The following is a 25,690-nucleotide window of genomic DNA, read 5'->3' on the forward strand; positions in this document are numbered from 1 at the left end:
CTTAATGAACACGATGGTTTTGCAGCGGGTTTTCAGACGGCCTTTCCGCTTTTGGGCGGGCCGTCTGAAAGAATGCGGCGAAATCGGCTATAATGCGCGCTCTGTTTTAGCGTTGATGGATATATTGTGGCGTTTGCCTCTCTTTTTACTTTGCTGGACGATATTGCCGCGGTGCTTGACGATGTGGCGGTGATGACCAAGGTGGCGGCCAAAAAAACTGCCGGCGTGGTGGGCGATGACTTGGCACTCAATGCCAACCAGGTAACCGGCGTGAGCACCGACCGCGAGCTGCCGATTGTGTGGGCGGTGGCGAAAGGCTCGCTGGTGAATAAGGCGGTATTGGTGCCGCTTTCGCTGCTGCTGTCGGTGTTCCTGCCGTGGCTGATTACGCCGCTGTTGGTTGTCGGCGGTGTGTTTCTGTGTTTTGAAGGTGTGGAAAAACTGCTGCACAAATTTTTAAACCAACACAGCGGCGGGCATCATGCCGCCAGTGATGAAATCGTTGATGAAAAAACCAAAATCAAAGGCGCTGTGCGCACCGATTTCATCTTGTCGGCCGAAATCATCATCATTGCGTTGGGCGTGGTGGGCGGCTACAGCCTGCTGACCCAGTCGCTGGTGATGTCGGCCATCGGCATCGGCATGACCGTGTTGGTGTATGGTTTGGTGGCCGGCATTGTGAAGGCTGATGATTTCGGTATGTGGCTGATGAGTAAACCTTCTGCCGCAGCGCGCGCGGCGGGCAGGGGCATTATTCTGTTTATGCCGTGGTTTATGCGCGCCCTGAGTGTGGCAGGTATGCTGGCGGTGTTTTTGGTGGGCGGCGGCATCATTGTGCACAATATCGGCTTCGTTCACGATTTTCTGCACGCCCTGCATTGGGACAGCGGCTTTGCCGGCCAGCTTGCCACGCTCGCGGTCGGCGTTTTGACCGGTGTGCTGGTGTGTGCGGCGGTGCTGCCGGTGATGAAATGCTTCGGCAGGAAAAAAGCGCACTGACACAGTATCGTGAATAAAAATAAAAAGATGCGGCCTTGCCCGCCGCATTTCGGAGAACGATTTGCAAGCTCTCCCAAAGCGGCAACAGAATCGGTTTTGTATTGTCTTTCAATTAATTGTTTGCAGCCGGTGCCTTGCCTTAATCTACCGTTGAGGCCGTCTGAAAACAAACAGATGCTTTTCAGACGGCCTTTTATGCAAATGTTTATGAACCTTATCCGAAAACTCGAATCAATCTGGCAGAAGCCGCTGTATTACTGGCCGTTGCTGGCGGTTGTTGCTGCCGCAACGCCGTTGGCGTTTGCACCGTATTACCATTTCTGGCTGATGCCGCTTTTGTTCGGCGCGTTAATCCGCCTTACCGAGCTGCGCCCGCAGCACGCCGTGAAAAGCGCTTATCTGTTCGGCCTGATCACTTATGCCGCGCAGTTTTACTGGATACACACCGCGCTGCACACCGTGTCCGGCCTGCCCAATCTTTATGCGGTGCCGCTTACCTTTCTGCTGCCCGCGTTTCTCGCCCTTTATCCTGCCGCGGCATTTTGGCTGCTGAAAAAATTCAACCTGCCGCGCGCTTGGCGCATTGGTGTGGCACTGCCGCTGTTGTGGACGCTGGCCGAGTTTGCCCGCGAACGCCTGCTGACGGGTTTCGGCTGGGGCGCGCTGGGCTATTCGCAAATCGCCGACCACAGCCCGCTGGCCGGTTTTGCCCCTTTGGGCGGCATCCATCTGGTTACGCTGGCCGCCGCCTGTGCCGGCGCGTGGCTGGTATTGGCGGTGGACGCTTCAGGCCGTCTGAAACAGCGCGCGGCAGCTTTGGGCGGCATCGTGCTGCTGGCCGCAGTCGGTTTTGCCGCCAAAAACATCGATTTCACCCGCCCCGACGGCAGCACCGCCACCGTGGCGCTGGCACAGGGCAATATTGCGCAAACGTTGAAGTGGGTGCCGGAGCAGTTTCTTCCCACGGTCGAGCGTTATTATGCCCAAGTGGCGGGCAGCCGCGCCGATATTGTGATTCTGCCCGAAACCGCGATTCCGCTGATGCGCCAGGATTTGCCGCAGGGGCTGCTGGCGCAGTTTGCCCGCCGGGCAGAAGCCAACGGCAGCGCGCTGGCTGTGGGTATCGGCCAATACACTTCAGACGGCCTCGGTTATGAAAATGCCGTTATCAATCTGTCGCATTACCGCGAAGAAGCGCCCGGCCATATTCCGTATTACGCCAAAAACCACTTGGTGCCGTTTGGCGAATACAAACCGCTGCCGTGGCTCACTGAGCCGCTCTATCAAATGATGAATATGCCGCTGGCCGATTTCAAACGCGGCGGTAACGCCCAGGCGCCGTTTCAGATGGCCAATCAGAAAGTGGCTTTCAATATCTGCTATGAAGACGGTTTCGGCGATGAGTTAATCGCTTCCGCCGGGCAATCTACGCTGTTGGCCAATGCCAGCAATATGGCGTGGTATGGAAAATCCAATGCCATGTTCCAACATTTGCAGCAGTCGCAGGCGCGTGCGCTGGAGTTGGGCCGCTATATGGTGCGTGCCACCAATACCGGTGCTACCGCCATTGTTGATCCGAAAGGCCGCATTGTTGCTCAGGCCGTGCCTGATACCGCCACCGTTTTGGAAGGGCGCATCAAAGGTTATGTCGGCGAAACCCCATATATGAAGCTTGGCGGCTCATGGCCGCTCGTTATTTTGTTGGGCGTGTCGGCTGCCGGCCTGTTTGTGTGGGGGAATTACCACCGTTATGTGGCGAGCCCGCCTGTTTCCGATATCAGGCAGTAAGCCGCAGCCGATACAGACAACACGGCAGGGCGCAGCAATGCTGTAGCGGAAATAAAGCAGATACACTATAGTGCAAGAAGTGCAAGCAATTGTTTGATGCGGAACATCGAAACGCCGAAGCGGAAGTTTAAGTTGATCCGCCAATCGGATTTCAGACGGCCGAAAATGATATTTTCCAACGTTGGCAAATGCTTGGAAATAAAACCCCGCAATAGCTAGAAACTGTGTTTTAATAGGGAACTATTTCCGACAAAACCACTCAAATATTTTAAATCAATTGAGAATGCAAAAATACAAAAGTTTACCTATTGAACATTGAAACCATACAGACAGAGAATCCGATTTAATGATAAGGTTGTTGCAGCAAACGCAACCCGGCCTGACACACTATAAGGAAAGCCAATCAATGACTATGAATAAAGCTTTTGCATTACCCGTACCCAGTGGACACGGCAGCTTGGAGCAGTATATTCATACTGTAAACAATATTCCCATGCTCACTGCCGAAGAAGAAACCCGGCTGGCAGAGCGCCGGCTGCAGGGCGATCTCGAAGCCGCCAAGCAACTCATTCTTTCGCACCTGCGTGTAGTCGTATCGATTGCGCGCGGTTACGATGGTTACGGTCTCAACCAGGCCGACCTGATTCAAGAAGGCAATATCGGCCTGATGAAGGCCGTGAAACGTTTCGAGCCTGCCCGCGGCGCGCGCCTGTTTTCGTTTGCCGTGCATTGGATTAAAGCCGAAATCCACGAATTTATCCTGCGCAACTGGCGTTTGGTGCGCGTTGCCACCACCAAGCCGCAGCGCAAACTGTTTTTCAACCTGCGCAGTATGCGTAAAAACCTCAACGCTTTAAGCCCTAAAGAAGCGCAGGAAATCGCAGACGATTTGGGTGTGAAACTCTCGGAAGTGCTCGAAATGGAGCAGCGCATGACCGGCCGCGACATCGGCATCATGGCCGACAACAGCGATGATGAAGACAGCTTTGCCCCCATCGACTGGCTGGCCGACAACGATACCGAGCCGACCCGGCAAATCGCCCGAAAAGCCCACTATGCGCTGCAAACCGAAGGCTTGCAAAATGCGCTGGCGCAATTGGACGACCGCAGCCGCCGCATCGTTGAAAGCCGCTGGCTGCAAGATGATGGCGGGTTGACCCTGCACGACTTGGCGGCAGAATACGGCGTATCTGCCGAGCGTATCCGCCAAATCGAAGCCAAAGCCATGCAGAAACTGCGCGGTTTTCTTGCCGAAGAAGCGGAAGCCGTTTAAGCAGGGGCTGTGTGCCGGTATAAATTCAAGTGATTAAAAAGAATATACAAATGCACCCTTTCATGGGGTGCATTTTATATTGAGGCCGTCTGAAAAATAAACTGCCTTCCGATTGCAACCGCTTAATCAAACGGTTTTAAAGCACCGAACCCCGCATCCAATAGGGCTCGGTTTTTTCACGCCGCCTTGGTCTTATCGTGGTTGTGATGGCCGGCCTACGCTGAAACCGCCACAGTGTGCCGGCGTATCTCAGCCCAAAGATAAGTGTTCTGCAAGCCGCTGAAGCGGCACCGCAAACCGGTAAATCCCCGCAACCCGCGTGTATGCCCCATATAAAACCGCATCCCATAATCGGGCGGAGTGTCCGACTATTGGGATGCAGTTTATTTCAGACGGCCTTCTGCTGTTTGGAAAGCCGCATTCAAAATTGAATCTGCAGGCGTTTATACTAACGGTTCCCTGCCGTGTTATAGCGTTTTTCCAGCCATGAAAACAGCCAGCCCAAACACATGGTCATAACCAGATAAATCAGCGCCACAGTATAGAGCGGCGTGTCGTAAATTGAAAACCGCCCTGAGATGGTGGCCTGCACATAGGCCAACTCGGTAACGGCAATCGCCGAGAGCAGCGAGCTGTCTTTCAGCAGCGTGATAAATTCGTTGGCCAGCGGCGGCAGCATGCGGCGCAACGCCTGCGGCAGAATAACATAACGCATAGCCTGCGGATAAGTCAGCCCCAGCGAGCGGGCGGCTTCAATTTGGCCGCGGTCGACAGACTGGATACCTGCGCGGAAAATCTCGGTAATATAGGCACCTGCGTTCACGGTTAATGCCAGTGTGCCGGCAATCAGAGCGCCGTAGTTGCGGCGCAGCTCCACGGCTAAATCACCACTGATCAGCCAGCCGTCTGTGGGGTGGATCAAGGCTACCGCCCACACGAAATACCAAATGAAAATCTGTACATATAAAGGCGTGCCCCGAAACAGCGTGATATATACCCATGAAACGGTGCGCAACAGCCACGCCAGCGCGCACATCAGGGGGTTGCCTTTTTCAAAGCGGGTCAAACGTGCCAGCGCGCCAAACAGGCCCAAAACCGTGCCGCCCAAAGTGGCAGCCACCGTCAGCCCCAGCGTGGTCAGTGCGCCGTAGAGGAACATCTCGCGATATTCGTAGATAATGTCGAAACGGAAATTCATGCTTGGCTTTTCAGAAAACGAAGTAAAGGAAAAGGCGCACGGCCACAATGTGAAGTGGGCTATTTTACAAGAAAATATATTTGTTGAGATGATTTATTTCAGACGGCCGGTTTGTCGGGGTGGATACGCTGCGATATGGTCATGTACGGCAGGGCGTGGCAAAATGCTGTAACGGTGGCCTGTTAGGGTAATCCAACTGCAACAGAAGGCAGTTGGTGCGTTTGAGCGGCTCCCGAAGAGGTAGCTGTCGGGCAAGGGGCGGCATATGGTAAGCCTGCTTCATTCCGTTGCATTGCTGTGTCTGAACTTGAAGAGAGTGGTTTCGTAAGCCGCTGAAGCGGTAACAGGGCCGGTTCCGTATTGTTTGAATTGCCCGAAGCTTTGCTGCTGTGTACGGAAAATAAAGCGGATTCGTCCTACGCGTACTTGCCGGGTGTTTGGGCCAGACTGGATAAGCATTGTTTTTGAACATTGCAAACGCAGGGTTTGCTATGCCGAATCTGCAGGGCTTTCAGGCCGTCTGAAAGCTGCTGTGACCGATAAACCGGATTCCCCGCATCACTCGTTGGTGCCGGTATCTTGCCGGGCTGTGCCGCCGTCCATCACGGCTTTGATTTCCTGAAACAGGGCGCGGAAGTTTTTCGGCGGTTTGTTGAGTTCCTGCTCCTTACGGGTGTTGCGGATTAGAGTGCGAAGTTTGCCTGCATCGGCGTGCGGATAATCGGCGATAAAGGCGGTGAGGGCTTCATCGGTGGTAATCAGGCGGTCACGAGCCTGCTCCACCCGTTGCAGAAAGGCGTTGTGGGCGGCGTTGCCGCCGCGCAGTTTGGCTAAGTAGCGCGCGATGGGCTCGGGGTCGGTATCGCGCATCAGGCGGCCGATATATTGCGCCTGGCGCTTGATGGCGCTGTTGGAAGTGATTGTTTTATAGGCTAGAACGGCTTCGTATAAATCTTCGGGCAGGCCGATTTTTTTCAGGGTGTCGGTAGAAAGCCCGGTCAGCTGCATGCCGAGGTCTTGCAGGCCGTCCATCTGTTTTTTCATTTGGGTTTTGCTTACCCGTTCTTGATCGCTGCTGCTCATTGTTTTGGTGTCCGTTGAAGCAATTTCGGCATTTTAGCATAAGCCGCCGCACTATCTTTGTGATAGGTGGAATTTAACTGGGGCCGTCTGAAAACAGTTAAAATACCGCAGCTTTTCTAACAGGAAAATATATGTTCAACCATAGTCAAGACGGGCTGCTGTCGCTTTGCGGGCAGGCGTTGCAATTGGCGGCGCAGCTGGGGGCCACTGCTGCAGAAGCCGATGTGAACGAATCGCTGGGGCAAAACGTGAGTGTGCGTTTGGGTGAAATCGAGCAAATCGAATACCAACAGGATAAATCGCTCGACATCACGGTGTATGCAGGCCGGCGCAAAGGCCGCGCCAGCACTGCAGATTTCTCGCCGCAGGCATTGCGCGATACGGTGCGTGCTGCCGTGGATATTGCCCGCTATACCGCCGAAGACGAGTGCGCGGGTTTGGCTGATGCGGATTTGATGGCCGGGTATATCGGTGATTTAGACAAATACTATCAGTGGGATCTGTCCACTGAAGAGGCTGTGAACCTTGCCAAACAATGCGAACAGGCCGCACTTGATTATGACCGGCGTATCAGCAATTCGGAAGGCGCGGGTGTGCAAACCGGCCATTACCAATATGTTTACGGCAACTCGCACGGCTTTTGCGCCCACCAGCAAGGCACGCGCCACAGCATTTCCTGCAGCGTGGTGGCCTCAGGCGAAAACGGCATGCAGCGTGATTACTGGTACGATGTCTCCTGCCGTGATGCCGATTTGGATACTCCCGCAAACATAGGCCGTACCGCTGCGCAGCGTACCGTAAGCCGTTTGGGCGCACGCAGTATTCCCACCGGCAGCTATCCCGTGCTGTTTGATACCGGTGTGGCAGGCGGATTAATCGGTCATCTAATCGGCGGCCTGAGCGGCGGCGCGTTATACCGCCAAAGCAGCTTCCTCACCGACAGCATCGGCAGGCAGGTTTTGCCCGATTTTCTCAATCTGCGCGAAGAGCCGCATACTCGGCGGGCATTCGGCAGCACTTATTTCGATGCCGAAGGTGTGGCGACCAAGCCGCGTTTCGTGCTGGAAAACGGCGTGGTGCAGGGTTATTTTTTAAGCAGCTACAGTGCGCGCAAACTCGGTATGCAAACCACCGCCAACGCCGGCGGTGCGCACAATCTTTATCTGAACCACACCCACGCCGGGCAGGCCGGCCTGCTCAAAACGATGGGTACAGGTTTGCTGGTAACCGAGTTGATGGGGCAGGGCGTTAATATGCTTACTGGAGATTATTCGCGCGGTGCGGCGGGTTTTTGGGTGGAAAACGGTGTGATTGCCTACCCGGTGGAGAAAATCACCATCGCCGGCCGCTTGCAGGATATGTATCTCAACATTGTCGGTGTGGCTGATGATGCCCTACCGCGCTCATCAAACAAAATCGGCTCGGTGTTGGTGGAAAATATGACGGTGGCCGGCACTTAGAGTCGGCTATATTCTTGCTAGCCGTCTGTTATTGCTAAATTGGGGAGATTATTGAATAAACAGATTAATCTTGTTTTTATTACCAAGCTGTTTTGAAGTTGGTTTGGAACTATTTGGAGCTATATGATATTTCAGAAAAACAAAAAAACCTGTTTAAATTGGTTTTCAACAGAGGCAGTCCAATATTTTCAGACGGCCTTAAAGCTTAAAGATAGAGACTCGGGAAGTAAAAGGACGAACCAGAGTAATTGCGGGGCATTTTCATTAATATCTACCAAATCTCTATGGCAATGGTTAAACCTATAAATTAAGCCTCTTTCAAATGCAGGTAAACCACATCCTTTTGAGTGTTGTAAAATTGGCAAACTCTCCTTTGTTATAAGGCCCGAAATAATCGATATTGTTAATATGCCGATTGTTACGGGCAAACTCACTAAGGCCATAATGGATGCAGGCAATGCTTTTTGTCACCTATAGCTGCAAGGCCGTCATATATTACAACCAATATGGTCGTGTATAACTATTGATTAACAGGAGCGGGGCAGTCGCAATTTTTCGGTATAGGCAATTCAAATATTCTGAAAACTGGGATTTTGTCTGATGCACTGCGTCCATGCTTAGCTCTGATACGCAGTGCAGTGTGCCGAAGTAAAGTTTGCCCAATCCGATCATGCCGGATAAAGAAAGTGGTTCTCCAGCACAATAAAGCGATCCTGATTTCCAGATAGGTAAGGATTAATGCCCGGACATTCATTAATGTCCGGGCATTGATTGCGGTTATTTCAACAGCATCGGAAGTGGTTGGATCTAAAGTGAAACAGCAGATTGTTTTTAAATTCCGACTATGGAATATTGCCAAGTTTTGGGTATTTGCTTCCTAGCCGTTTTTATAAAATATCGGCAATGTGTTTGGCTGCACGTTTGGCATCCAGCAAAATCAAGCCCAATTTACCGCTTTCCCGTGCCATCAATGCCAAAACAGCATTGCTTCCTGCCTGGCTCAGTAAAACGTAGCCATGCGATCCTTTCACCATCACTTGATCGAGTTCACCGCAAGCCAGCTCGTGAACGGCACGGTTACCCAATGCCAGCAAAGTTGCAGACATAGCGCCTACACGGTCTGCATTGAGATTGCTGGGTAGTAATGTTGCAATCGGTAAACCATCGGTTGAAATCACTGCAGATGCGGTAATATCAGTAGATGTATTGTTTAAGTCACTTAATACAGAAATCAATAATTGTTCACGCATTTTTTATCCTATCTTGCGAAGTAGCCAAGCCGGTTGGAAAGCCTGCCGAGAGAGTGGTACAGTGTCTGCTTAATGACGCCCGTAACGATTATGCAATACTTTCACCAAAGTAACGAACTCTTCTTTATTTAAATCAGGTATCCCTCCGATAACCAAAATCAGTTTGCTCATACCGACATAAAGAGGGAAAAAAGTTAATTCGCTTTGGCCTGAAGGATCACAGATGCCCCACGCGCTATGGTGGATATGTAGGTTGTTTTTAATCAATAACTGGTGCTTATCGACAACGGCTGCAATTTCTCCGGCTAAAACTCCTACTTCCTCTGCTGCTTCGTGATGGAAGCCGGCATTTGCAAAATACAGGCCATTTTCATCTGCCAGCAGCGCTTTGCCTGAATTTGACAGTTTAGCCAGCAGCTCCGGTAGTTCTTCGTCAGTCAGATTGGTGTCGTTGTTGCCGACATTTTCGTCACCATATAAGAACTCCAAGCGCTGAAGGCGGTAAAGCAGATTTAACGCACTATCAATGTCATTGGTATCTGCCCAAGCCAAGAGTTTTTCGCTACTGATGGTTTCGGCAGGATTTGCCCGCAACAGACCGTATAAAAGTGTTCGGCTGGCACTGGGCGTATCTCCCGAAACCGCATAATATGCACCGGCCGGCGTGATTTTGGGGTACAAATTTGATTGTAAAGAAAGTGTAGATTCCATCTTATACCTCTAATCCCGGATCAATTGAAAAGAGCATTGCACTAACTAATTGTTTGACATCGTCTTCTCGTCGTGCATCTATTTCAAATACCGGTACATTAAAATTATTCTGAGCCAAATATTTTTGATATACATCCACCCCGGGCAAGGAACGGATATCCATTTTAGTAACGCCGACAACTAATGGGGCAGTTTTCAATAACTCACGAAAGGCGTCCAAGAAAAACTGCAAGTCCTTCAAAGGATTGGTTCGAGTGTTATCTAATAGCAAAATCAAGCCCATGCTCCCTTGGCTCAAAATTTCCCACATGAAGTTAAAACGCTCTTGGCCTGGGGTGCCGTATAAATGGACTTTGGTTTCCTCATCCAAACGTATAACGCCATAATCCATAGCAACTGTCGTATAACCTTTACGCACCAAGGTCATATCGGAAGCGTCAGCATCGGTTTGCACCGGCGGTTCGTCAGATAAAGCAGAAATAGCCGTTGTTTTACCCACACCTACGGGGCCGGTAAAAATAATTTTATTCTCTTTCATTATGTAACCCCTTGAATTATTTCTTGCCGATAAGTTTGCGCATCAGACGTTGCAACAAGCTGCGGGGCTGCTCGGCAGACGGACTGACTGCTTTTTGGGCATCTTTACTCATCTGGTTATCGGGAACTTCTCCTCCTACTTTGATACCTTCTGCAGATATATTGGCCGGTTTGTCTTGATTGGTAAATTCAGCATCGGTAGCCAAAAATCCAGTAACGTAAGTTGCGGCCAAATAGTTGAGAATATCCGGCATTTCCAAAGGCATGACTTTATAAAGAATATTCAGATTGACTGATGTTTTGGTTAGAAATGCCGATAAACGCATAGATTCCGATACCGGAGCCAAGCGGGTTAGATTGGGCCACCGCTTGAGTGTGAATACAGTTTGCGGCGTCATCGGATAAACCAGACGGCCTTGTGCCGTCCAAATGGTCATTTGCCACAAACACGACATAATCGTTACTTTGGCTTTTTCTTTCCACTGGGGATTATCGGGCACTGCTTTGCAGACTACCGCGAGATTGTCGTCTTTACTCAGCTTCTCAAGTTCGGCGGCACTCACAGTCAATAGCACGCGCTGAATAGAGGGGAACACAATCAATACCGGTTTGCCTTCATGTAATACGGCGATATCCTGGCTGCCTTGGCCGGCAAATCTTAAAGCGCCCAGCAAACCTTTCTGCGGATTGAAGCGGTGGATGGTTGCCTTGCGCGTACCATCTGCACCTATGCCTGAAGCTTCCTTTTGTTTTTGTTCGGAAAATTCAAAGATTTCACCACCCTGTGACAGGCTTCTTAAGATAGGAAACAAGGTGTCGAATTTAATCGGCTTGGCCAAGTAAGGGGTGGTAACATTAGGATATTTGGCTGAAAACATAGCTACCGGAATACCGGGGTAGGCCTCTTTTGCTTTTTTCCAACTGGCGACACCCTGTTCGGTATCCGTATCTACCAAAATCAAATCCGGTTGTTCTGCCGATTCGGCAGTAACGATTTCATAGTTGGTTGTGTTGTGCATTTTAAATGCCATACGGAAAACGGCCTTTTGTTGCTCGCCCATTTCTTGCAGCATAATCCGTACGGTTTTTACTTTCGGTAACGAATTGTCCATCATCGGCACTCTTTAAAAAGTATTTACTGTTTAGAATGTTGATTCACTCGGCGTAACAACCGGCTCATCGCCAAAACAACTTCCTCAGGCAGGCTTGCCACGCGCTCGCGGAGCAGGCGTAAGAATTGTTCTAAACGGGACCAATCTTCCGCACGCTCGTAAAGGTCGAACAACATGATATACAGCTGGGATTCTTGTGGGTATTGCAATACTGCCTGCTCCAAAGTGCCGATGGCCTGATCCAATTGACCGTACATCAACAAGGATTCTACTTCTTTAATGGCTTCTTCGGCAGGTGAAGAATTTGCACTGATGAGGGAATCGTCTTTTTGTACCAGGTCACGGTATTTGGATTTCAGTTGCATGGAAGTTGGTTGTAAATAACCTCTTGCCAGTCCGATTTCACGAACTTTCTGTTCAGAAGGCCCCCTTTCCAAGTCATCGAATACTTCGTGATACCCCAAGCTGTAACCCCAGCCCAGCATCCGTTCTTTTACCTGACGACCATATTGCCCCAATGTGTAATACAGTTTCCACAAGTGTTTTGCAAATTGATTGACTTCCTCGTTTTGATAATCCAGTTTCAAGGCATCGATAATCAGACTTGCAGGTTTGGTGGATTTTTGAATAGCTTTATTATATTGGCGCAAAGCGGTTTCATAATCTACTTTGCCCCTTAAAATCTTGGCGCTCTTTTCAGGCTTTACAAAACCGATAACAGCGCCCATTTCCTCTTCGGTTACGCTGTCCAAATCGGTATTGCGACCGATAACGATAGGCGTGCGTTTATCTGCACCCGCGCTATTAATATGGGATGTATTTTCGGTGGTGATGGTCAGTACGGGAGCAGATACTGCCGATTGGATTTCTTCCAAGCTGGTTTTTTCACCGATCTGGCGCGAAACCTCCTGCATATTCCAGCCAAGGCGGCTTTCTGCAATAACACGCAGCTGCAGATGGGTGGAATTGGCAAGCAACCCTGCTTTCACATATTCGGCCAGGCTTTCTTCAGGCAAAACATTGCCGTGCCGTTCCAAAGTGTCGGCCAACAAATCAATATCGCCTGTGCGCAGGTTTAATCCGATTAATTCGTGTACGAGTTTTTCAGGCGCGCCGTCAGCCAGTCCGTTCAGATAGCCGGCCAGAGAAGCGGCGGCTTTGCTTTCGTAGCCGAACTGTTTGTAAACCTGATACTCGGTTAGCGGATCGACTTCTTGAGCAGATACTGCTGCGGTTGACGTTTCGACTTGCCCTGCACTATCCCAGCCCCAGTCGCTGTTTTCGGTTTCCGATACCGATTGGGAAACCTGGCTCATCCAATCCGTGCCATCGGCAGCGTGATCCCGACTCTCCAAGCGGCGGCCGGATTCAGACGGCCTGCCTGTTTTTTGCTTTTTTGCATTGCCCGCGCCCTGCTTGTAACGGACAATCAATAAAACGAGCAGAGCCGAAAGCATTACTATAATTAAAAGTGAATAATCCAAAGGATATCTCCCGATACGTGTTGCAGCCCGAACAAATTAATTCAAAACGGATTTCGGTTAACGGCGGGCATACATAAAGTAATACTGTCCCCCTAAGTGCATTATAATAACATGATTTAACCGATTATTACATCAAAACGTATCAGCACGTCATTAATGTGGGTATTAATGCAACTCAAACCAAGCTATCGATTCCACATGCGCTGTTTGGGCAAACATATTTATTACTCCCGCTGCTTTGAAGCAGTAGCCTTTGCCGGCCAATACGGCAGCATCTCTGGCCAGTGTGGACGGATTGCAAGATACATAAACTATCCTCTTCGGTAAATAGGGCGCGTGTAAAGCCTGTGTAACGGCATAAGCACCGGCGCGGGGCGGGTCGAGCAGCATTTTATCGAAATATCCCCATTGTGTTACTGTGGCAGGCGTGGTTGCAAACAGATCCGTCTGTCGGAATTTTGCATTCGTGCAGCCGTTTAACGCCGCATTGCTGCGGGCGCGGCGCACCAGATAATCTGCTTCCTCTAGGCCGACAACCTCTGCGGCGCTTTTGGCTATGGGCAAGGTGAAATTGCCCAGTCCGCAAAACAAATCGGCCACGCGCTCGTTGGGCCGGGCATCCAGCAGCCGCAAGGCGCGCCCCACCATCAGTGCGTTCATCTCTGTGTTGATTTGGGTGAAGTCACCGGGGAGAAAAGGCATTTCCACATCAAATTCGGGCAGGCGGTAAGCCGGCTCCGGTGCGTTTTCGGGGCATAGCGGATAAGCTGCTTTTTTGCCGTGCTGTATCCATATCTGCCATTTTCCACCGCTTTGGTTGAGGCCGTCTGAAAACCTTTCGAGCAGCTTGCAGGCGGCTTTTTCGAGCGTTTCCTGCATACAGACATTCAAAATCGTCAGCTGTTCCCCAACGGCACACTCTATATAATTAACCCGTCCGTTTATCTTAACAAAATCCTGCATCAGCCTGTTCAGACCCGGCAATATGGCAGAAACGTGCATAGGCAAAACGGGGCAGCTTTCAATTGCCACGATATGATGACTTTGCTTTTCTCGAAAGCCCACGCGGACACGCCCCTGCTTATCGGCCGACACACTAAAGCGCACTCTGTGCCGGTATCCCCAGGCGCTGCCGTAAACCGGAGGCAGAATCTGCTCGGGGAAGACTTTGCCGATTCGTGATAATTGTTCTTCTAATATTCTTTGTTTAAAGGCAACTTGCGCGCGGGGTGAGGCATGTTGGAGCACGCAGCCGCCGCATGTATTAAAATAACAACACTTGGGTGCAACACGCTCTTCAGACGGCCTGATAATGCTGACCGCCTCTGCTTCGTCAAACTGTTTTTTGCTGCGGATAAGGCGGAACGCCACCCGCTCGTTAGGCAGCGCGCCTTTAATAAAAACCGTTTTGCCGTTAATGCGGGCAACGCCCCTGCCTTCATAATCTATCGAAAACACATCGGCCGTATTATTGAATTCAATCACCTGCTTCATTTTTTAAGCCGTAAAATACGGGGTGCAACACCGTTCTCGGCGCACCATTAACCAAAAACGGTGTATTTTCTCACAAAAATCTGCGGATTACGGTATGATTCGCGCAGGTTTTACCCCATGAATCATAACAACACAGCTACTTTAACGATGAAAAAAATCAGTTTAGGCCTTATTGCCGCGTCTTTTTGCACTGCCGCAGCGGCCAACACCGCCAACACACCGGTTCCCGACCATCAGCCCGTGTCTGCAGGACAACACGTTGTGATCAATATTCCCCAACAGCGTTTGTTTCTTTATACCGATGGCAAATTAACCAAAGTTTATCCTGTTGCAGTAGGCAAAGCGGCTACACAGACCAATTTGGGCGACCACAAAATCGGTGCCAAAGCCTTCAACCCCACCTGGCATATTCCCAAAAGTATCCAGAAAGAGCGCAACGACGGTGTGAAAACCGTTCCGCCCGGCCCGAGCAATCCGCTGGGGCCGGTGTTTGTGCGCATGGGCGACCCCAAGCTCGGCTTGGGCATTCACGGCACCAATGCTCCGGCCAGCGTGCCCGGTGTGCGCAGCCACGGCTGTGTGCGCATGAAATCGCCCGATGCTTTGGAATTTGCCAAAACCATTACCAGCGGTTCGCCCGCTTCGGTTATCTATCAGATGGCCGCGTTGAACACCGATGCCAACAACAATCTTTGGCTGGCGACCTACCGCGATCCCTATAACCAAAAAAACCTGAACACCGAGGCGTTGCGCAAAAGCATCGGCGCTTGGGCGAAAGCGCACGGTAAAACGATTAACCCCAAGCGGGTGGACGCGGTTTTGAAAAACCGTACCGGCCAAATCAACTGTTTAACCTGCGCCAAAGGCGTGAAATTAAAGGGGTCGCTGCAATCGCTGGCATGGAACAGCGGCTCGGCCGCCCACACCAAGCCGAAAGCGGTGCCGCTGCCTGTGCCGGTTCAAGACGAAGTGTTGCCGGCCGGTACGGAAATCGAAGTGGATGCGGGAACCGACAAACCCGTTTTCCGACCCGCTCCCGCTGCGCCTGCTTCTGCGCCGGCCATCATAGCGCAACAGCCCCGGGAACCCGAAGCAGCCTACCGACCTGTGCGCCCGGCTTCCCAGCAGTATCGAAAATATCAGGAGCCGACAGATACCTTGTTTTAACTTCGACACGCCCTGCGGTTCCTATTCGGAAGGCCGTCTGAAATTTTGTTTCAGACGGCTCTGTTTATCATAGGGAAGAAAATGTCAGCCGGATTCGGGCGGCGGGTCGAAAGGCGGTATATAGCCCATCTCCTTCATTGCGGGATAAGGCAGCAAGCTGCGGACAGCGCGGACAACGGCAAGCCGCAGCAGTGCCATAACGGAAACGAAGGGGATTCACAGACAGCCCGTTTACGGGAGGCGGGTTGAAGAGCAGCGGCAACGGGTTGAAAACGGGTTGTTTTGATGCTTTTTAATTTTCTTGATCCGTCTGAACCGTTTCAGACGGCCATTCGGTAGGGATGGTTTTCGAACAGGGCTTTTGGATGGTGCCGGTTGCCGCAGAAGATCCGGCTTAAAAGGGCTTACCTATGGCCGTGCAGAGGGGTGGTGTCGGAAATACGGAAAACGGTGCCAATCGGCATGCCCTGCAACCAAGCAATGCAGCAGGGGCAGTGCCGTATCTGTGTTGAAACTTCAGCCGATATGCCTGCCATAGGCTTTTTGTGTTTTATCTGTTTTTGTTAGAATGCGGGCGGCGGCACCGCTTGCGGCCGTATTTTAAAACCCTGCAGCCGTTTCAGACGGCCTTGCGCACCACTTGGAGGCAGCCGTCTGAAACCGTTTGACCATGTATAAAATCATCCCCACTGTTCATGTTTTATCGAAGCTCGGCGTGTTGTTTTCCATATTGCTTTTGGTGCCGACCTCTGTATCGTATCTGTTTCTCGATGATGCCCTGCGTGCGTTTGGTTCGACTGCGCTGGTAACCATCATTGCTTCGTGTTCCATATGGCTGCTGACGCGGCAATACCACCGCGAATTGCGCGTGCGCGATGGTTTTACGCTGGTTTGTATGCTGTGGGTGGGCTTTGCGCTGGTGGCGGCCGTGCCGTTTTATCTGTATTTCCCCCATATGAGCTACACCGATGCTCTGTTTGAGGCGATGTCGGGGCTGACCACCACCGGAGCAACCGTGATCACCAGTTTGGACACGCTGGCGCCCTCCGTCAACTTTTGGCGGCATATGCTCAACTGGTTGGGCGGCATGGGGATTATCGTATTGGCCGTGGCTGTTTTGCCCATGCTCGGCGTGGGCGGAACCCAGCTTTTCAAGGCTGAAATTCCGGGTATCGATAAAGACAGCAAAATGGCGCCGCGCATCTCCCAAGTGGCGAAAACACTTTGGCTCACTTATGCCTGCGGCACCTGTGTGGTGTTTTTGGCACTGCATTGGGCGGGCATGGACTGGTTTGATGCTTTCTGCCATGCCATGTCCACTATTTCGTTGGGCGGCTTTTCCACCCACGATGCCAGCATCGCTTATTTCGATTCGCAAATCATTGAATGGATTGTGATAGCGGGCACATTGTTCGGTGCTGTTAATTTTGTTACCCATTTTTCAGCTTTCGGTGCCCGCTCTCCCCGCCGTTATTGGCAAGACGAAGAATTCCGCATTATCGTTGGCGCACTCTTTGCCAGCATTGCCGCAGTAAGCCTTTATTTGTGGCAAAAGCAATACTACCCTTCTTGGGGAGAGGCCTTGCGCTACACGGCTTTCAATTTTATTTCGGTGAGCCTCTCCAGCGGTTTCTCCAACACCGATTTCGGCTCCTGGCCGCTGATTACCACGCTGTGGATGTTTTTTCTTGCCAACACCCTGCCCAGCTCGGGTTCGATGGGCGGCGGCATTAAAAACGTGCGTGCCATCATTTTGGCCAAGTTCAGCCTGCGCGAAATGCTGTTGCTGCTCCATCCCAACGCTGTGCGCAACGTTAAGGTAAACGGGCGCACTATTCCCGAACGCACCGCACTCACCGTGATGGCTTTTATTTTTGTGTATTTTATGACTGTGGTGCTGTTTACCTTTCTCATGATGGTTGCAGGCATGGATTTTATTTCGGCCTTCGGCGCCGTTACTGCCTGCATCACCAACTCAGGTCCGGGGCTGGGCATGGTCGGCCCTGCATATAATTATGCGGCCTTAACCGATGTGCAGAAATGGCTGTGCACCGCCGTGATGTTGTTGGGCCGTTTGGAAATTTTTACCGTTTTGATTCTGTTTACCCCGCCTTACTGGAAAAAATAAAACCGGCCGGCGGTTTCAGACGGCCGGTATAGAAAAATCTGGCGTGGTTACCCTTTTCGTGGTTTGCCTGAAGACCCGTTTGGAGGTTTTGGGGGAGGGTGTCAAGAATGCCGAAGGGCAGGGGGCTGTTATCGAGAGAGCAGTCAAACATTACGAAACCATCGTTTCAGCAAAAATAAAACAAAAATAAAAGATGGCCGGCATAAAAAGTGTAAACAACCCAACCCTTTCCGGCATCTTAGGCCGTCTGAAAAACTTTTAATACTTCATTGTCGCCATATTTCGATCTGCTGTTTCTGCTGCATCATTTCTTTTCAAACAAAAAGATACCCGGGCAGAACCGGGGTATGCCTGGAAGGCTCTGCCATGCCGGTGGATTGTATAAAAATTGTACAAAACCGGTATGGGCAAGCGGCGTAAAGGTATCCGCCCATCCAAGCTATGCCCGGCGGCACCTGAGAATGCTGTGCCCCAGCCCCAAGCCGTCAAAGATTTCGACAACGGCAAGTCCGGCATCGGTCACGCAGCGGATCATGTCTTCCGAATGGTAGATTTTGCTGTTGCCGTTGGCCATGGCGGTGAAATACAGGCTGGTTTGGGTCAGACAATAGGCGGCGGTTTCATATTGCTGTCTGTCCCAAAACGGTTCCATGATGTAGAGGTCGGTGCCGGTGCCCATGGCAGCGGCGGCGCGTTTGAGAATGCCGGTTACTTGGGTTTCAGAGAAACAGTCGAGAAACTGGCTCATCCAAACCGCATCGAAGCCTTGCGGAAACAGCACGTTATCGTCAAGCAGGTCGGCGTGGTGGCCGTGGATGCGTTCTGCGCCCGGGTGTCCTTTCACAGCCTCGCGCATCAGGTTCAGTTGCTGGGGCAGATCCATAACGGTTACTTCGACACTGCAGTTGCGGGCAACGCACTGCAAGGCCCAGCGGCCGGTGTTGCCGCCTACATCGAGCAGTTTTTTCACGGGGCGGGAAAAAACAATGTCTAAGGCTTGGGCAAAGGAGCTGTCAGAATAATAATGGTCGAAAGCCAGCCATTTTCTGCGGGCGTTTTCGGGCAGTTGCGAAAGGCCTTCGTAAATCGTTGTCCAGCCGCCGAACACTTTCAATCCTTCTGGTTTTCCGTTTAACAGCGCGGCCTCCAAATCAAACAAACCCTGATAGCAGACTTCCTGCACAAAATCCATATTGATGCGCGCCGTTTTGTCTTTCAGCAGAAACCAGCCGGCCTTGCTGATGGTGTAGCGGCCGTTTTGAAACAGCACGGTGCCGATAGAAAGCGAGGATTCGAGCAAAACTTGGGCGGCATAGCGGCTCAGGCCGGCGGTTTCGGCAATTTCGCCCAATTCGGCGCCGCCGGGGGAGTGGTGGAGATGTTCGAGTATGCCGGTTTTCACCATCAGCCGCGACACTTGGAAAGCAACGGGGCCGAAGGCGATTTCCTGCGCCAGCCGTTGCGCGGCGCCTGCACTCAGTTGCTCTTGGCTGTAACGTTGCGCCAAATCGGGAAATAGGTTCATGATGTTTCGGGGTTTATGTTTGAATGGAGGGTTGGTGCGAAATGCGGTGCCGGCCGCCATTATCATTACGGTAGGGCGTATCCGATATGGCGGCACACTGCATATAAAGGCCGTCTGAAACAGCAGCCCCTGTCGTGCCTGTGTTTCAGACGGCCAAACAGGGCGGTTTGGGCCTGCTTCAGCAATCAATAACGCCCGGGCACTACGCCCATGCGTTGTTTCAGCGAAGTTTGCGGCCCGTTAAACAGTGAGGCATAGTAGGTGGCGTTGGCCATTACTTTTTTTACATAGTCGCGGGTTTCGGTGAAGGGAATGGTTTCTGCGTAAATTGCGCCTTCCAGCGGGGCGGAATCCTGCCATCTGCGGGCACGGCCGGGGCCGGCGTTGTAGCCCGCCGTTGCCATCACTTCGTTGTTTTGCAGGCGGCGTTTGGCATCGGCCATATACCAAGTGCCCATGCGGATATTGCCGTCCATGGTGTAAAGCTCGCTGCTGTCCATGCCGATTTTGGCGGCGATTTCGCGGGCGGTGGCGGGCATCACCTGCATCAGCCCTTGTGCGCCCACGCTGGATTGTGCGCCCAGCATAAAGCGGCTTTCTTGGCGGATAAGCCCATACACCCATGCGGGATCGATGCCCGCCTGATCGGCGTAGCGCACGGTAGTGTCTTTAAACGGCGAAATATAGCGCAGGTTGTAGTTGAGCTTGGTGTTGGTGCGCTCGGCGCTGTTGACGGCCATTTCGTAAAACTGGTTGTCGTATGCCAGTTGTGCGGCGGCGAGCAGCAAATCTTCACCGGCACCCCGGGTGGCATAACGCCATTCTGCCTGCGATTGGCGGCGCATTTTCCAGTCGCCGCTGCTTTGGCTGGCTTTAAACAGGGTAAGGGCGCGGTCGATGGCGCCGTCTTCGGCCAAATGTTTGACATCGCTTTTCGAAACTTCGCCCACATTGTTGCGGGTGCTGACACGCCGTCCCAACTCTTCGCCAGCCATCAAGGCATAAAAATTGCGGCCGCTGGCGGCAGCTTTTTCATACAAAGGCACCGCTTGGCTGCGGTTGCCTTGTGCGGCGTAGCTGCGGGCGAGCCAGTATTGCCAGGCCGGATCATTTTGCAGTTTGGCCGGCATGGCGGTGATGATGCCGGCCAACTCGTTCCAGCGTTGCAGGCGCAGGGCGGCGCGGGCATACCATTCAAACTGTTCGTTGCTCAGTTGGCTGCGGTCGGCGCGGCTGAAATAATTTAACGCCGCAGCCATGTTTTGGCTTTGCGCCTGCATATGGCCGAGCACGCCCCAAGCAAAGCCGGCCTGCTCGCGGCTCAGGCTGGCCTGCATATTTTCGAGCGTGTGGGCCGATGCGGTGCTTTTTTTGGCAGTGTTGCCGATTACGCTGGTCAGGCTGTATTCCTGTGCGCCCTGCCCCCCGCTTTCAAACGGGCTGCCGAGGGCGGCGGCCAGATTGCGGGCATCGGTGAGCTGGTTGTTGCTGATCAGGCCGCGCACGCGCCGCCAAGCGTCTTTCTGATTCAGACGGCCTGAAGCGGCGGCGGCCTCCACCAGGCGGGTGCAGCCTTGCGGCAGGCGGTTGATTTCTTTAACCAGCTCGGCGGCAGATGCGGTGTGGTTGCCGCTGCCCAATTCGGCGTAGCATTGCACTTCCTGCGCGCGGCCGGCCGGGTCGAGTTTGGCGTATTGTTGGTTGAACTGTGCCCATTGGCCGCGTCTGCCCAGGCTCTTGAGCCATTCGTTGCGCACGTCTTCCGCCATTGCGCTTTCGCCGGCTTGGCTGAGAAATTGGGCAGGCAGGGTGTTGTCGTCTTGTTTGGCGGCGGCCAGTGCGCTTTGATAGAGGCTGTAATCGGCCAGCACTTTGGCCGGGGCTTCGGCGGCGCGTGCGGAAGGGCGCGGCATATTGCTGCGTTTCACCGGCTCGACAGGTTGCTCGTGTGAGGAGCAGGCGGCCAGTATGGCGGTGGCCAGCGCGGTTAAAGTGAATGTGAGCGTGCGTTGCAAGGTCATGATTCGGCCTTTCGTTGGTATGCTTTCGGGGAGGGCTGATTTTAAATGATTTGGGTGCGGGTTTGAAATCCGGAGGCAGTATTTACATTTCATGCGGCTTCTGCCATACGGTCCGCTTGCCGGTAAAGGTTTTCAGACGGCCGGTATTGTGTGCAGGCCGTCTGAAAACGGGGCGCAAGGTGTATTCCGGTATTTTGCCGCGCAAAACCGTTACCGGCGATGCCTCTGAAGTCGGGCTGCCGGTTATTCGAACCCGGGTTTGGGTTTGTCGCTGGCGGCCAGTGCGCTTGATACGGCCTCCCGGTTTTGCTGCTCCCGCTGCCGCTCCAGGCAGTTTTGTACATAATCCAAATGGCGGCAGGCGGCCTGGGAGGCTGCGGCGGCATTCTGCTGCGCGATGGCGGTAAAAATGGCTTCATGCTGCGCCATCAGTTGCGCATACATATCGGGCATGCCGAACATATTGCCCAGATTGCGTTTGGTTTGACCGGTGAGCAGGCGCAGCAGGCCGTCTGAAAGGCGGGTGAATAAAATATTGTGTGCGGCTTCGGCTACGGCCTGGTGAAATGCCGCATCGGCAGCAGATTGCCGGTCTAGATTGTTTTGGGCGTAGGCTTCGCGCAGCTTGGCCAGCCAGCTTTCCATGCGCGCCAAGTCGGCTTCGGTGCGGCGTTGGGCAGCAAGGGCGGCCAGCATCCCTTCGATGCCGCGGCGGAAATCGAGCACTTCGCTTTCCATGTTTTCGTGTGCGTCAATCAAATCTTCCCAGCCGTAATGGAAGGTTTCTTCAACATTGCCCGAAACATAGTTTCCATCGCCCTGCCGCGTATTCAGCAGGCCGCGGGTTGCCAGTATGTGCAGCGCGGTGCGCAATGATTGGCGCGATACGCCGAACTCTTCGGCCAAACGGCGTTCGGGCGGAAGTTTGCAGCCGATAGGGTACACGTTTTGTAAAATCCGCTCCTCCAAAACAGAGGCAATCTGCATGCCGATGGCGGGTTGTTTGATATTGGCGGCGGTTTTGTCGGGCATAATTCATACCTTAATCAATTTTCTTCATTCCGTTTTTTAACGGCAGCCAATCCAAGACGCTCGGGGCTTGCTTGACCATTTATTTATTATTGAATATCCGCGCGCAGGGAAAGGCTGGATAAAGCGCGAAATGATTGTACCGTAATCTTTTCGCTGCCCGCCTGAAAATTAGCAACCCGTTGCCCGATTTATTTTTTCGGCAGCACTTGACCGGTTACACGTCATTACGTAAAGTAAGGTTAGTTTAACAAAATTGGTCTGACCAATAAACCAATGATGAACCAAACCAACCCTACCCCTGTTTACGGCAGCAAACCTGCCGATGTGTATTTTTTCGGCACCTGCCTTTTGGATATTTTCATGCCCGAAGCCGGCATGGATGCGATTACGCTGCTCGAGCAGCAGGGCGTGCGCGTGCATTTTCCGATGGAACAAAGCTGTTGCGGTCAGCCGGCGTTTTCTTCCGGCCACCCCAAAGATTCGTTTGAAGTGGCCAAAGCGCAGTTGGATTTGTTTCCCAACCCGTGGCCGGTGGTGGTGCCCTCCGGCTCGTGCAGCGGCATGATGAAACACCAATGGCCGCTGATGTTTAAAGACAGCGTTTACGAGCGGCTGGCCAACGATGTGTCCGAGCGCGTGGTGGAATTTACCCATTTTCTGCTGGCCATCGGCTACGAGCCGCAAGACAAGGGCGGTGCCGTCAAAGTGGCGGTGCACACTTCCTGCGCGGCGCGGCGCGAAATGGGCGTGCATCTTTCGGGCTGGGCGCTGGTAGACAAACTTGCCAATGTGGAGCGGGTGGTGCACGACCACGAAAGCGAATGCTGCGGTTTCGGCGGCACATTTTCGGTGAAGCATCCCGATATTTCCGGCGCGATGGTCAGCGACAAAGTGGCCGCGCTCAAAGACACGCAGGCGGTGGAAATTGTGAGTGCCGATGCGGGCTGCATGCTCAATATCGGCGGCAAAATCGCCAAAGACGAACCCGGCATGCCCAAGCCCAAACACATTGCCACGTTTCTGCTCGAACGCACGGGAGGCAAAGCATGAGCGCACGCGAAAATATTTTGGCCAAACTGCGCCTTGCGGCCGCCGTGCCGATGAAAGAGCCTGAAACGGCGGCTTACTATCAGGAAATGACCCCGCATTGGGAAAGCGAAGCAGGCCGTCTGAAACATTGGGCGGCCGCCATGCGGGCGGTAAAAACCGAAATCCATTGGGTGCGCGCCGGCAATTGGCCGCAGATGCTGGTAAAGGTGGTGCAGGAAAAAGGCCTGCGCAACATTCTGCTGCCGCTGCAAACCGAACACGGCCGCCTGGCCGCCGCTGCCGCAGAAGCCGCCGGCATCGAAGTGAAAGCCTTCGAGCGGCCGATCGAAGATTGGAAAGACGAATTTTTTGCCGACATCGATGCCGGCTTTACCGATGCACACTGCGGTATCGCCCATACCGGCACGCTGGTGTTGCGGCCGTCTGAAAGCCAGCCGCGCAGCCAAAGCCTGGTGCCGCCCGTGCATATCTGTCTGTTTGATGCGGCTAAAATGTATAACGATTTCTACAGCGCCATGCAGGGTGAAAACATGGCCGCCGGCATGCCCACCAACGTGGTGCTGGTGTCCGGCCCGTCGAAAACCGCCGATATCCAGCTCACGCTGGCCTACGGCGCGCACGGCCCGCGCGATATGGTGGTGCTGGCGGTGCTGCCCGACCATATCGATGAAGCCGATTTAGCCGACTGACGAGGCTTTTGCAACCCAAACCACACAGTATTTTTCAGACGGCTCCGACCACAAACGGCAGGCCGTCTGAAACAAATATTTAAAGAACAGCACTATGAACACGCAAACGATTCATTTCCACCCCAAGCCGGAAACCTTCAAGCAAAACGCTGTCGGCGCACTGGCCGACGCCCCGCTGCGCAAAAGCCTGCGCACCGCGATGGATATGCTGATGACCCGCCGCAAAGGCGTGTTGTCCGACGAACACGAATTGCAGGCTCTGCGCACCCTGTGCGAACACATCCGCCAACGCTCGCTCGCCCGCCTGCCCGAACTGTTGGAAGAATTGGAAGCCAACCTGACCCGCTTGGGCGTGAAAGTGCATTGGGCGGAAACCCCTGATGAAGCCTGCCGCATCATTCACGGCATTGTGGCGCAAAAAAACGGCCGCCTGATGGTGAAAGGCAAGTCGATGGTGAGCGAAGAAATCGAACTGAACCACTATCTCGAAGAAAAAGGCATCAGTGCAATCGAAAGCGACTTGGGTGAATACATCGTACAGATGGCCGGTGAAAAGCCCACCCACATCGTGATGCCCGCCATCCACAAAACCAAGCAGCAGGTGAGCGAACTCTTCCACAACCACCTTCACACCGCGCCCACCGATGATGTGGACGAGCTCACCGGCATCGCCCGCCGCGCCCTGCGCGATATTTACCGTACGGCCGATGTCGGCCTCTCAGGCGTGAATTTTGCCGTGGCCGAAACCGGAACACTGTGTTTGGTGGAAAACGAAGGCAACGGCCGTTTGACCACCACTGTGCCGCCCGTGCACATCGCCATCACCGGCATCGAAAAAGTGGTGGCGAAGCTCTCGGATATTCCGCCGCTTTACAGCCTGCTGCCGCGCAGTGCCATCGGCCAGCCGATTACCACCTATTTCAATATGATTACCGGCCCGCGCCGGAGTGCCGAACTTGACGGCCCGCAGGAAATGCACCTGGTGCTGCTCGATAACGGCCGCAGCCAAGCCTATGCCGACAAACAAATGCGCCAAACCCTGCAGTGTATCCGTTGCGGCGCGTGCATGAACCACTGCCCGGTTTATACCCGCATCGGCGGCGCGGCCTACGGCACCACTTATCCCGGCCCCATCGGCGAAATCATCTCGCCGCACTTGATGGGTTTGGAATCCACCAAAGATTTGCCCACTGCTTCTTCATTGTGCGGCGCGTGTGCCGAAGTCTGCCCCGTGCAGATTCCGATTCCCGATTTGCTGATACGCCTGCGCGAAGAAGCGCAACGCGCACCCGGTGAAAAAGTCGCCCACCCCGTGCGCGGGCAGGGCGCATCGCACAATTTGGGCGAACAGCTCGCCTGGCGCACGTTTAACGGCATTTTCGGCCGGCGCAAAGCATACCGCACATTCGGCTGGGCTGCGGCCAGGCTACGCTCGCTTACCCCGTCCAAACAGTTGGGCTGGACACAGCACCGTGTGCCGTTGAAACCGGCCGCCAAAACCCTGCATCAGTTAGTGGCCGAAAAATTCGGCAAATAAATTTTCAGACGGCCTGCCAACCCTATGGCCGGCCGTCTGAAAAAAACGTTCCGGAAAACCAACGGTTTTTCGGGCAGCACACCATACAACCGCCTTCCATCCATTCGGGCGGCATGAGGGATAACAACATCTGTGATTTCGGAGATTGATCA

General features: G+C 53.1%; 21 protein-coding genes. 9 read left to right on the forward strand and 12 right to left on the reverse strand.

Going from position 1 to position 25,690, the window contains the following annotated elements; all coding sequences use genetic code 11:
- Positions 1–126: 126 nt before the first annotated feature.
- The 3 genes from H7A79_RS14675 (at position 127) to rpoH (ending at position 4,060) form a co-directional block, all read left to right on the forward strand.
- Complete coding sequence (locus H7A79_RS14675) at positions 127–999, forward strand: DUF808 domain-containing protein (protein ID WP_187000635.1); 873 nt, start codon at positions 127–129, stop codon at positions 997–999.
- Positions 1,000–1,206: 207 nt separating this feature from the next.
- A complete protein-coding gene (gene lnt, locus H7A79_RS14680; protein ID WP_187000636.1) occupies positions 1,207–2,787 on the forward strand; it encodes an apolipoprotein N-acyltransferase in 1,581 nt (526 codons plus the stop codon).
- Positions 2,788–3,199: 412 nt separating this feature from the next.
- Positions 3,200–4,060 carry an RNA polymerase sigma factor RpoH gene (gene rpoH, locus H7A79_RS14685; RefSeq protein WP_187001747.1) on the forward strand — a complete coding sequence of 287 codons (861 nt, stop codon included), beginning with the start codon at positions 3,200–3,202 and terminating at the stop codon, positions 4,058–4,060.
- Positions 4,061–4,508: 448 nt separating this feature from the next.
- On the opposite strand, the gene H7A79_RS14690 is transcribed toward rpoH, so the two are convergent.
- Positions 4,509–5,258, reverse strand: coding sequence for an amino acid ABC transporter permease (locus H7A79_RS14690; protein ID WP_187000637.1), 750 nt, complete (start codon positions 5,256–5,258; stop codon positions 4,509–4,511).
- Between the two features lie 558 nt (positions 5,259–5,816).
- Positions 5,817–6,341 (reverse strand): ribosome biogenesis factor YjgA, encoded by a 525-nt coding sequence (gene yjgA / locus H7A79_RS14695; RefSeq protein WP_187000638.1) that lies wholly within the window; start codon positions 6,339–6,341, stop codon positions 5,817–5,819.
- 131 nt (positions 6,342–6,472) lie between these two features.
- Between yjgA and pmbA the strand changes: the two genes are divergently transcribed.
- Positions 6,473–7,801 (forward strand): metalloprotease PmbA, encoded by a 1,329-nt coding sequence (gene pmbA / locus H7A79_RS14700; protein WP_187000639.1) that lies wholly within the window; start codon positions 6,473–6,475, stop codon positions 7,799–7,801.
- Positions 7,802–8,688: 887 nt separating this feature from the next.
- Here pmbA and H7A79_RS14705 read toward each other — a convergent pair.
- The 6 genes from H7A79_RS14705 to rlmD all read right to left on the reverse strand — a co-directional run bounded on the left by H7A79_RS14705 (position 8,689) and on the right by rlmD (position 14,389).
- A complete protein-coding gene (locus H7A79_RS14705) occupies positions 8,689–9,051 on the reverse strand; it encodes a roadblock/LC7 domain-containing protein (RefSeq protein ID WP_135034719.1) in 363 nt (120 codons plus the stop codon).
- Positions 9,052–9,120: 69 nt separating this feature from the next.
- Positions 9,121–9,762 (reverse strand): peptidase M23, encoded by a 642-nt coding sequence (locus H7A79_RS14710; RefSeq protein ID WP_135034718.1) that lies wholly within the window; start codon positions 9,760–9,762, stop codon positions 9,121–9,123.
- A 1-nt stretch (position 9,763) separates the two neighbouring features.
- The gene (locus H7A79_RS14715; protein WP_054617398.1) at positions 9,764–10,300 is read right to left on the reverse strand and encodes a GTP-binding protein; all 537 of its coding nucleotides are present in this window, start codon (positions 10,298–10,300) and stop codon (positions 9,764–9,766) included.
- Between the two features lie 16 nt (positions 10,301–10,316).
- Positions 10,317–11,411 carry a response regulator gene (locus tag H7A79_RS14720; RefSeq protein ID WP_187001748.1) on the reverse strand — a complete coding sequence of 365 codons (1,095 nt, stop codon included), beginning with the start codon at positions 11,409–11,411 and terminating at the stop codon, positions 10,317–10,319.
- 23 nt (positions 11,412–11,434) lie between these two features.
- Positions 11,435–12,868, reverse strand: a complete 1,434-nt coding sequence (locus H7A79_RS14725) for a tetratricopeptide repeat protein (RefSeq protein WP_187001749.1) — start codon at positions 12,866–12,868, stop codon at positions 11,435–11,437.
- Between the two features lie 192 nt (positions 12,869–13,060).
- Positions 13,061–14,389 carry a 23S rRNA (uracil(1939)-C(5))-methyltransferase RlmD gene (rlmD, locus tag H7A79_RS14730; protein WP_187000640.1) on the reverse strand — a complete coding sequence of 443 codons (1,329 nt, stop codon included), beginning with the start codon at positions 14,387–14,389 and terminating at the stop codon, positions 13,061–13,063.
- A gap of 147 nt (positions 14,390–14,536) precedes the next feature.
- Between rlmD and H7A79_RS14735 the strand changes: the two genes are divergently transcribed.
- Both H7A79_RS14735 and H7A79_RS14740 read left to right on the forward strand, forming a co-directional pair.
- On the forward strand, positions 14,537–15,556 hold the full coding sequence (locus H7A79_RS14735) for a L,D-transpeptidase (protein WP_187001750.1): 1,020 nt from the start codon (positions 14,537–14,539) through the stop codon (positions 15,554–15,556).
- Positions 15,557–16,226: 670 nt separating this feature from the next.
- Positions 16,227–17,684, forward strand: coding sequence for a TrkH family potassium uptake protein (locus tag H7A79_RS14740; RefSeq protein ID WP_187000641.1), 1,458 nt, complete (start codon positions 16,227–16,229; stop codon positions 17,682–17,684).
- A gap of 439 nt (positions 17,685–18,123) precedes the next feature.
- Here the strand turns inward: H7A79_RS14740 and H7A79_RS14745 are convergent, their stop codons facing one another.
- From H7A79_RS14745 to H7A79_RS14760, 4 genes are all read right to left on the reverse strand, one after another.
- Positions 18,124–19,209 (reverse strand): FlxJ family methyltransferase, encoded by a 1,086-nt coding sequence (locus tag H7A79_RS14745; protein ID WP_187000642.1) that lies wholly within the window; start codon positions 19,207–19,209, stop codon positions 18,124–18,126.
- A gap of 185 nt (positions 19,210–19,394) precedes the next feature.
- A complete protein-coding gene (locus H7A79_RS14750; protein WP_187000643.1) occupies positions 19,395–21,230 on the reverse strand; it encodes a lytic transglycosylase domain-containing protein in 1,836 nt (611 codons plus the stop codon).
- A gap of 82 nt (positions 21,231–21,312) precedes the next feature.
- Positions 21,313–21,435: a hypothetical protein gene (locus tag H7A79_RS14755; RefSeq protein ID WP_255518798.1), complete on the reverse strand. Its 123-nt coding sequence runs from the start codon at positions 21,433–21,435 to the stop codon at positions 21,313–21,315.
- Positions 21,436–21,473: 38 nt separating this feature from the next.
- Positions 21,474–22,262: a FadR/GntR family transcriptional regulator gene (locus tag H7A79_RS14760; RefSeq protein WP_187000644.1), complete on the reverse strand. Its 789-nt coding sequence runs from the start codon at positions 22,260–22,262 to the stop codon at positions 21,474–21,476.
- 273 nt (positions 22,263–22,535) lie between these two features.
- On the opposite strand from H7A79_RS14760, the gene H7A79_RS14765 reads away from it, so the two are divergent.
- From H7A79_RS14765 to H7A79_RS14775, 3 genes are all read left to right on the forward strand, one after another.
- A complete protein-coding gene (locus H7A79_RS14765; RefSeq protein WP_187000645.1) occupies positions 22,536–23,312 on the forward strand; it encodes a (Fe-S)-binding protein in 777 nt (258 codons plus the stop codon).
- A complete protein-coding gene (locus H7A79_RS14770; RefSeq protein ID WP_187000646.1) occupies positions 23,309–24,001 on the forward strand; it encodes a LutC/YkgG family protein in 693 nt (230 codons plus the stop codon). The genes H7A79_RS14765 and H7A79_RS14770 overlap by 4 nt, the downstream gene beginning before the upstream one ends.
- A 94-nt stretch (positions 24,002–24,095) precedes the next feature.
- Positions 24,096–25,538, forward strand: a complete 1,443-nt coding sequence (locus H7A79_RS14775) for a LutB/LldF family L-lactate oxidation iron-sulfur protein (RefSeq protein WP_187000647.1) — start codon at positions 24,096–24,098, stop codon at positions 25,536–25,538.
- Positions 25,539–25,690: the final 152 nt, after the last annotated feature.

Source organism: Neisseria musculi, from assembly GCF_014297595.2.
In the GTDB taxonomy this organism is placed as follows: Bacteria; Pseudomonadota; Gammaproteobacteria; order Burkholderiales; family Neisseriaceae; genus Neisseria; species Neisseria musculi.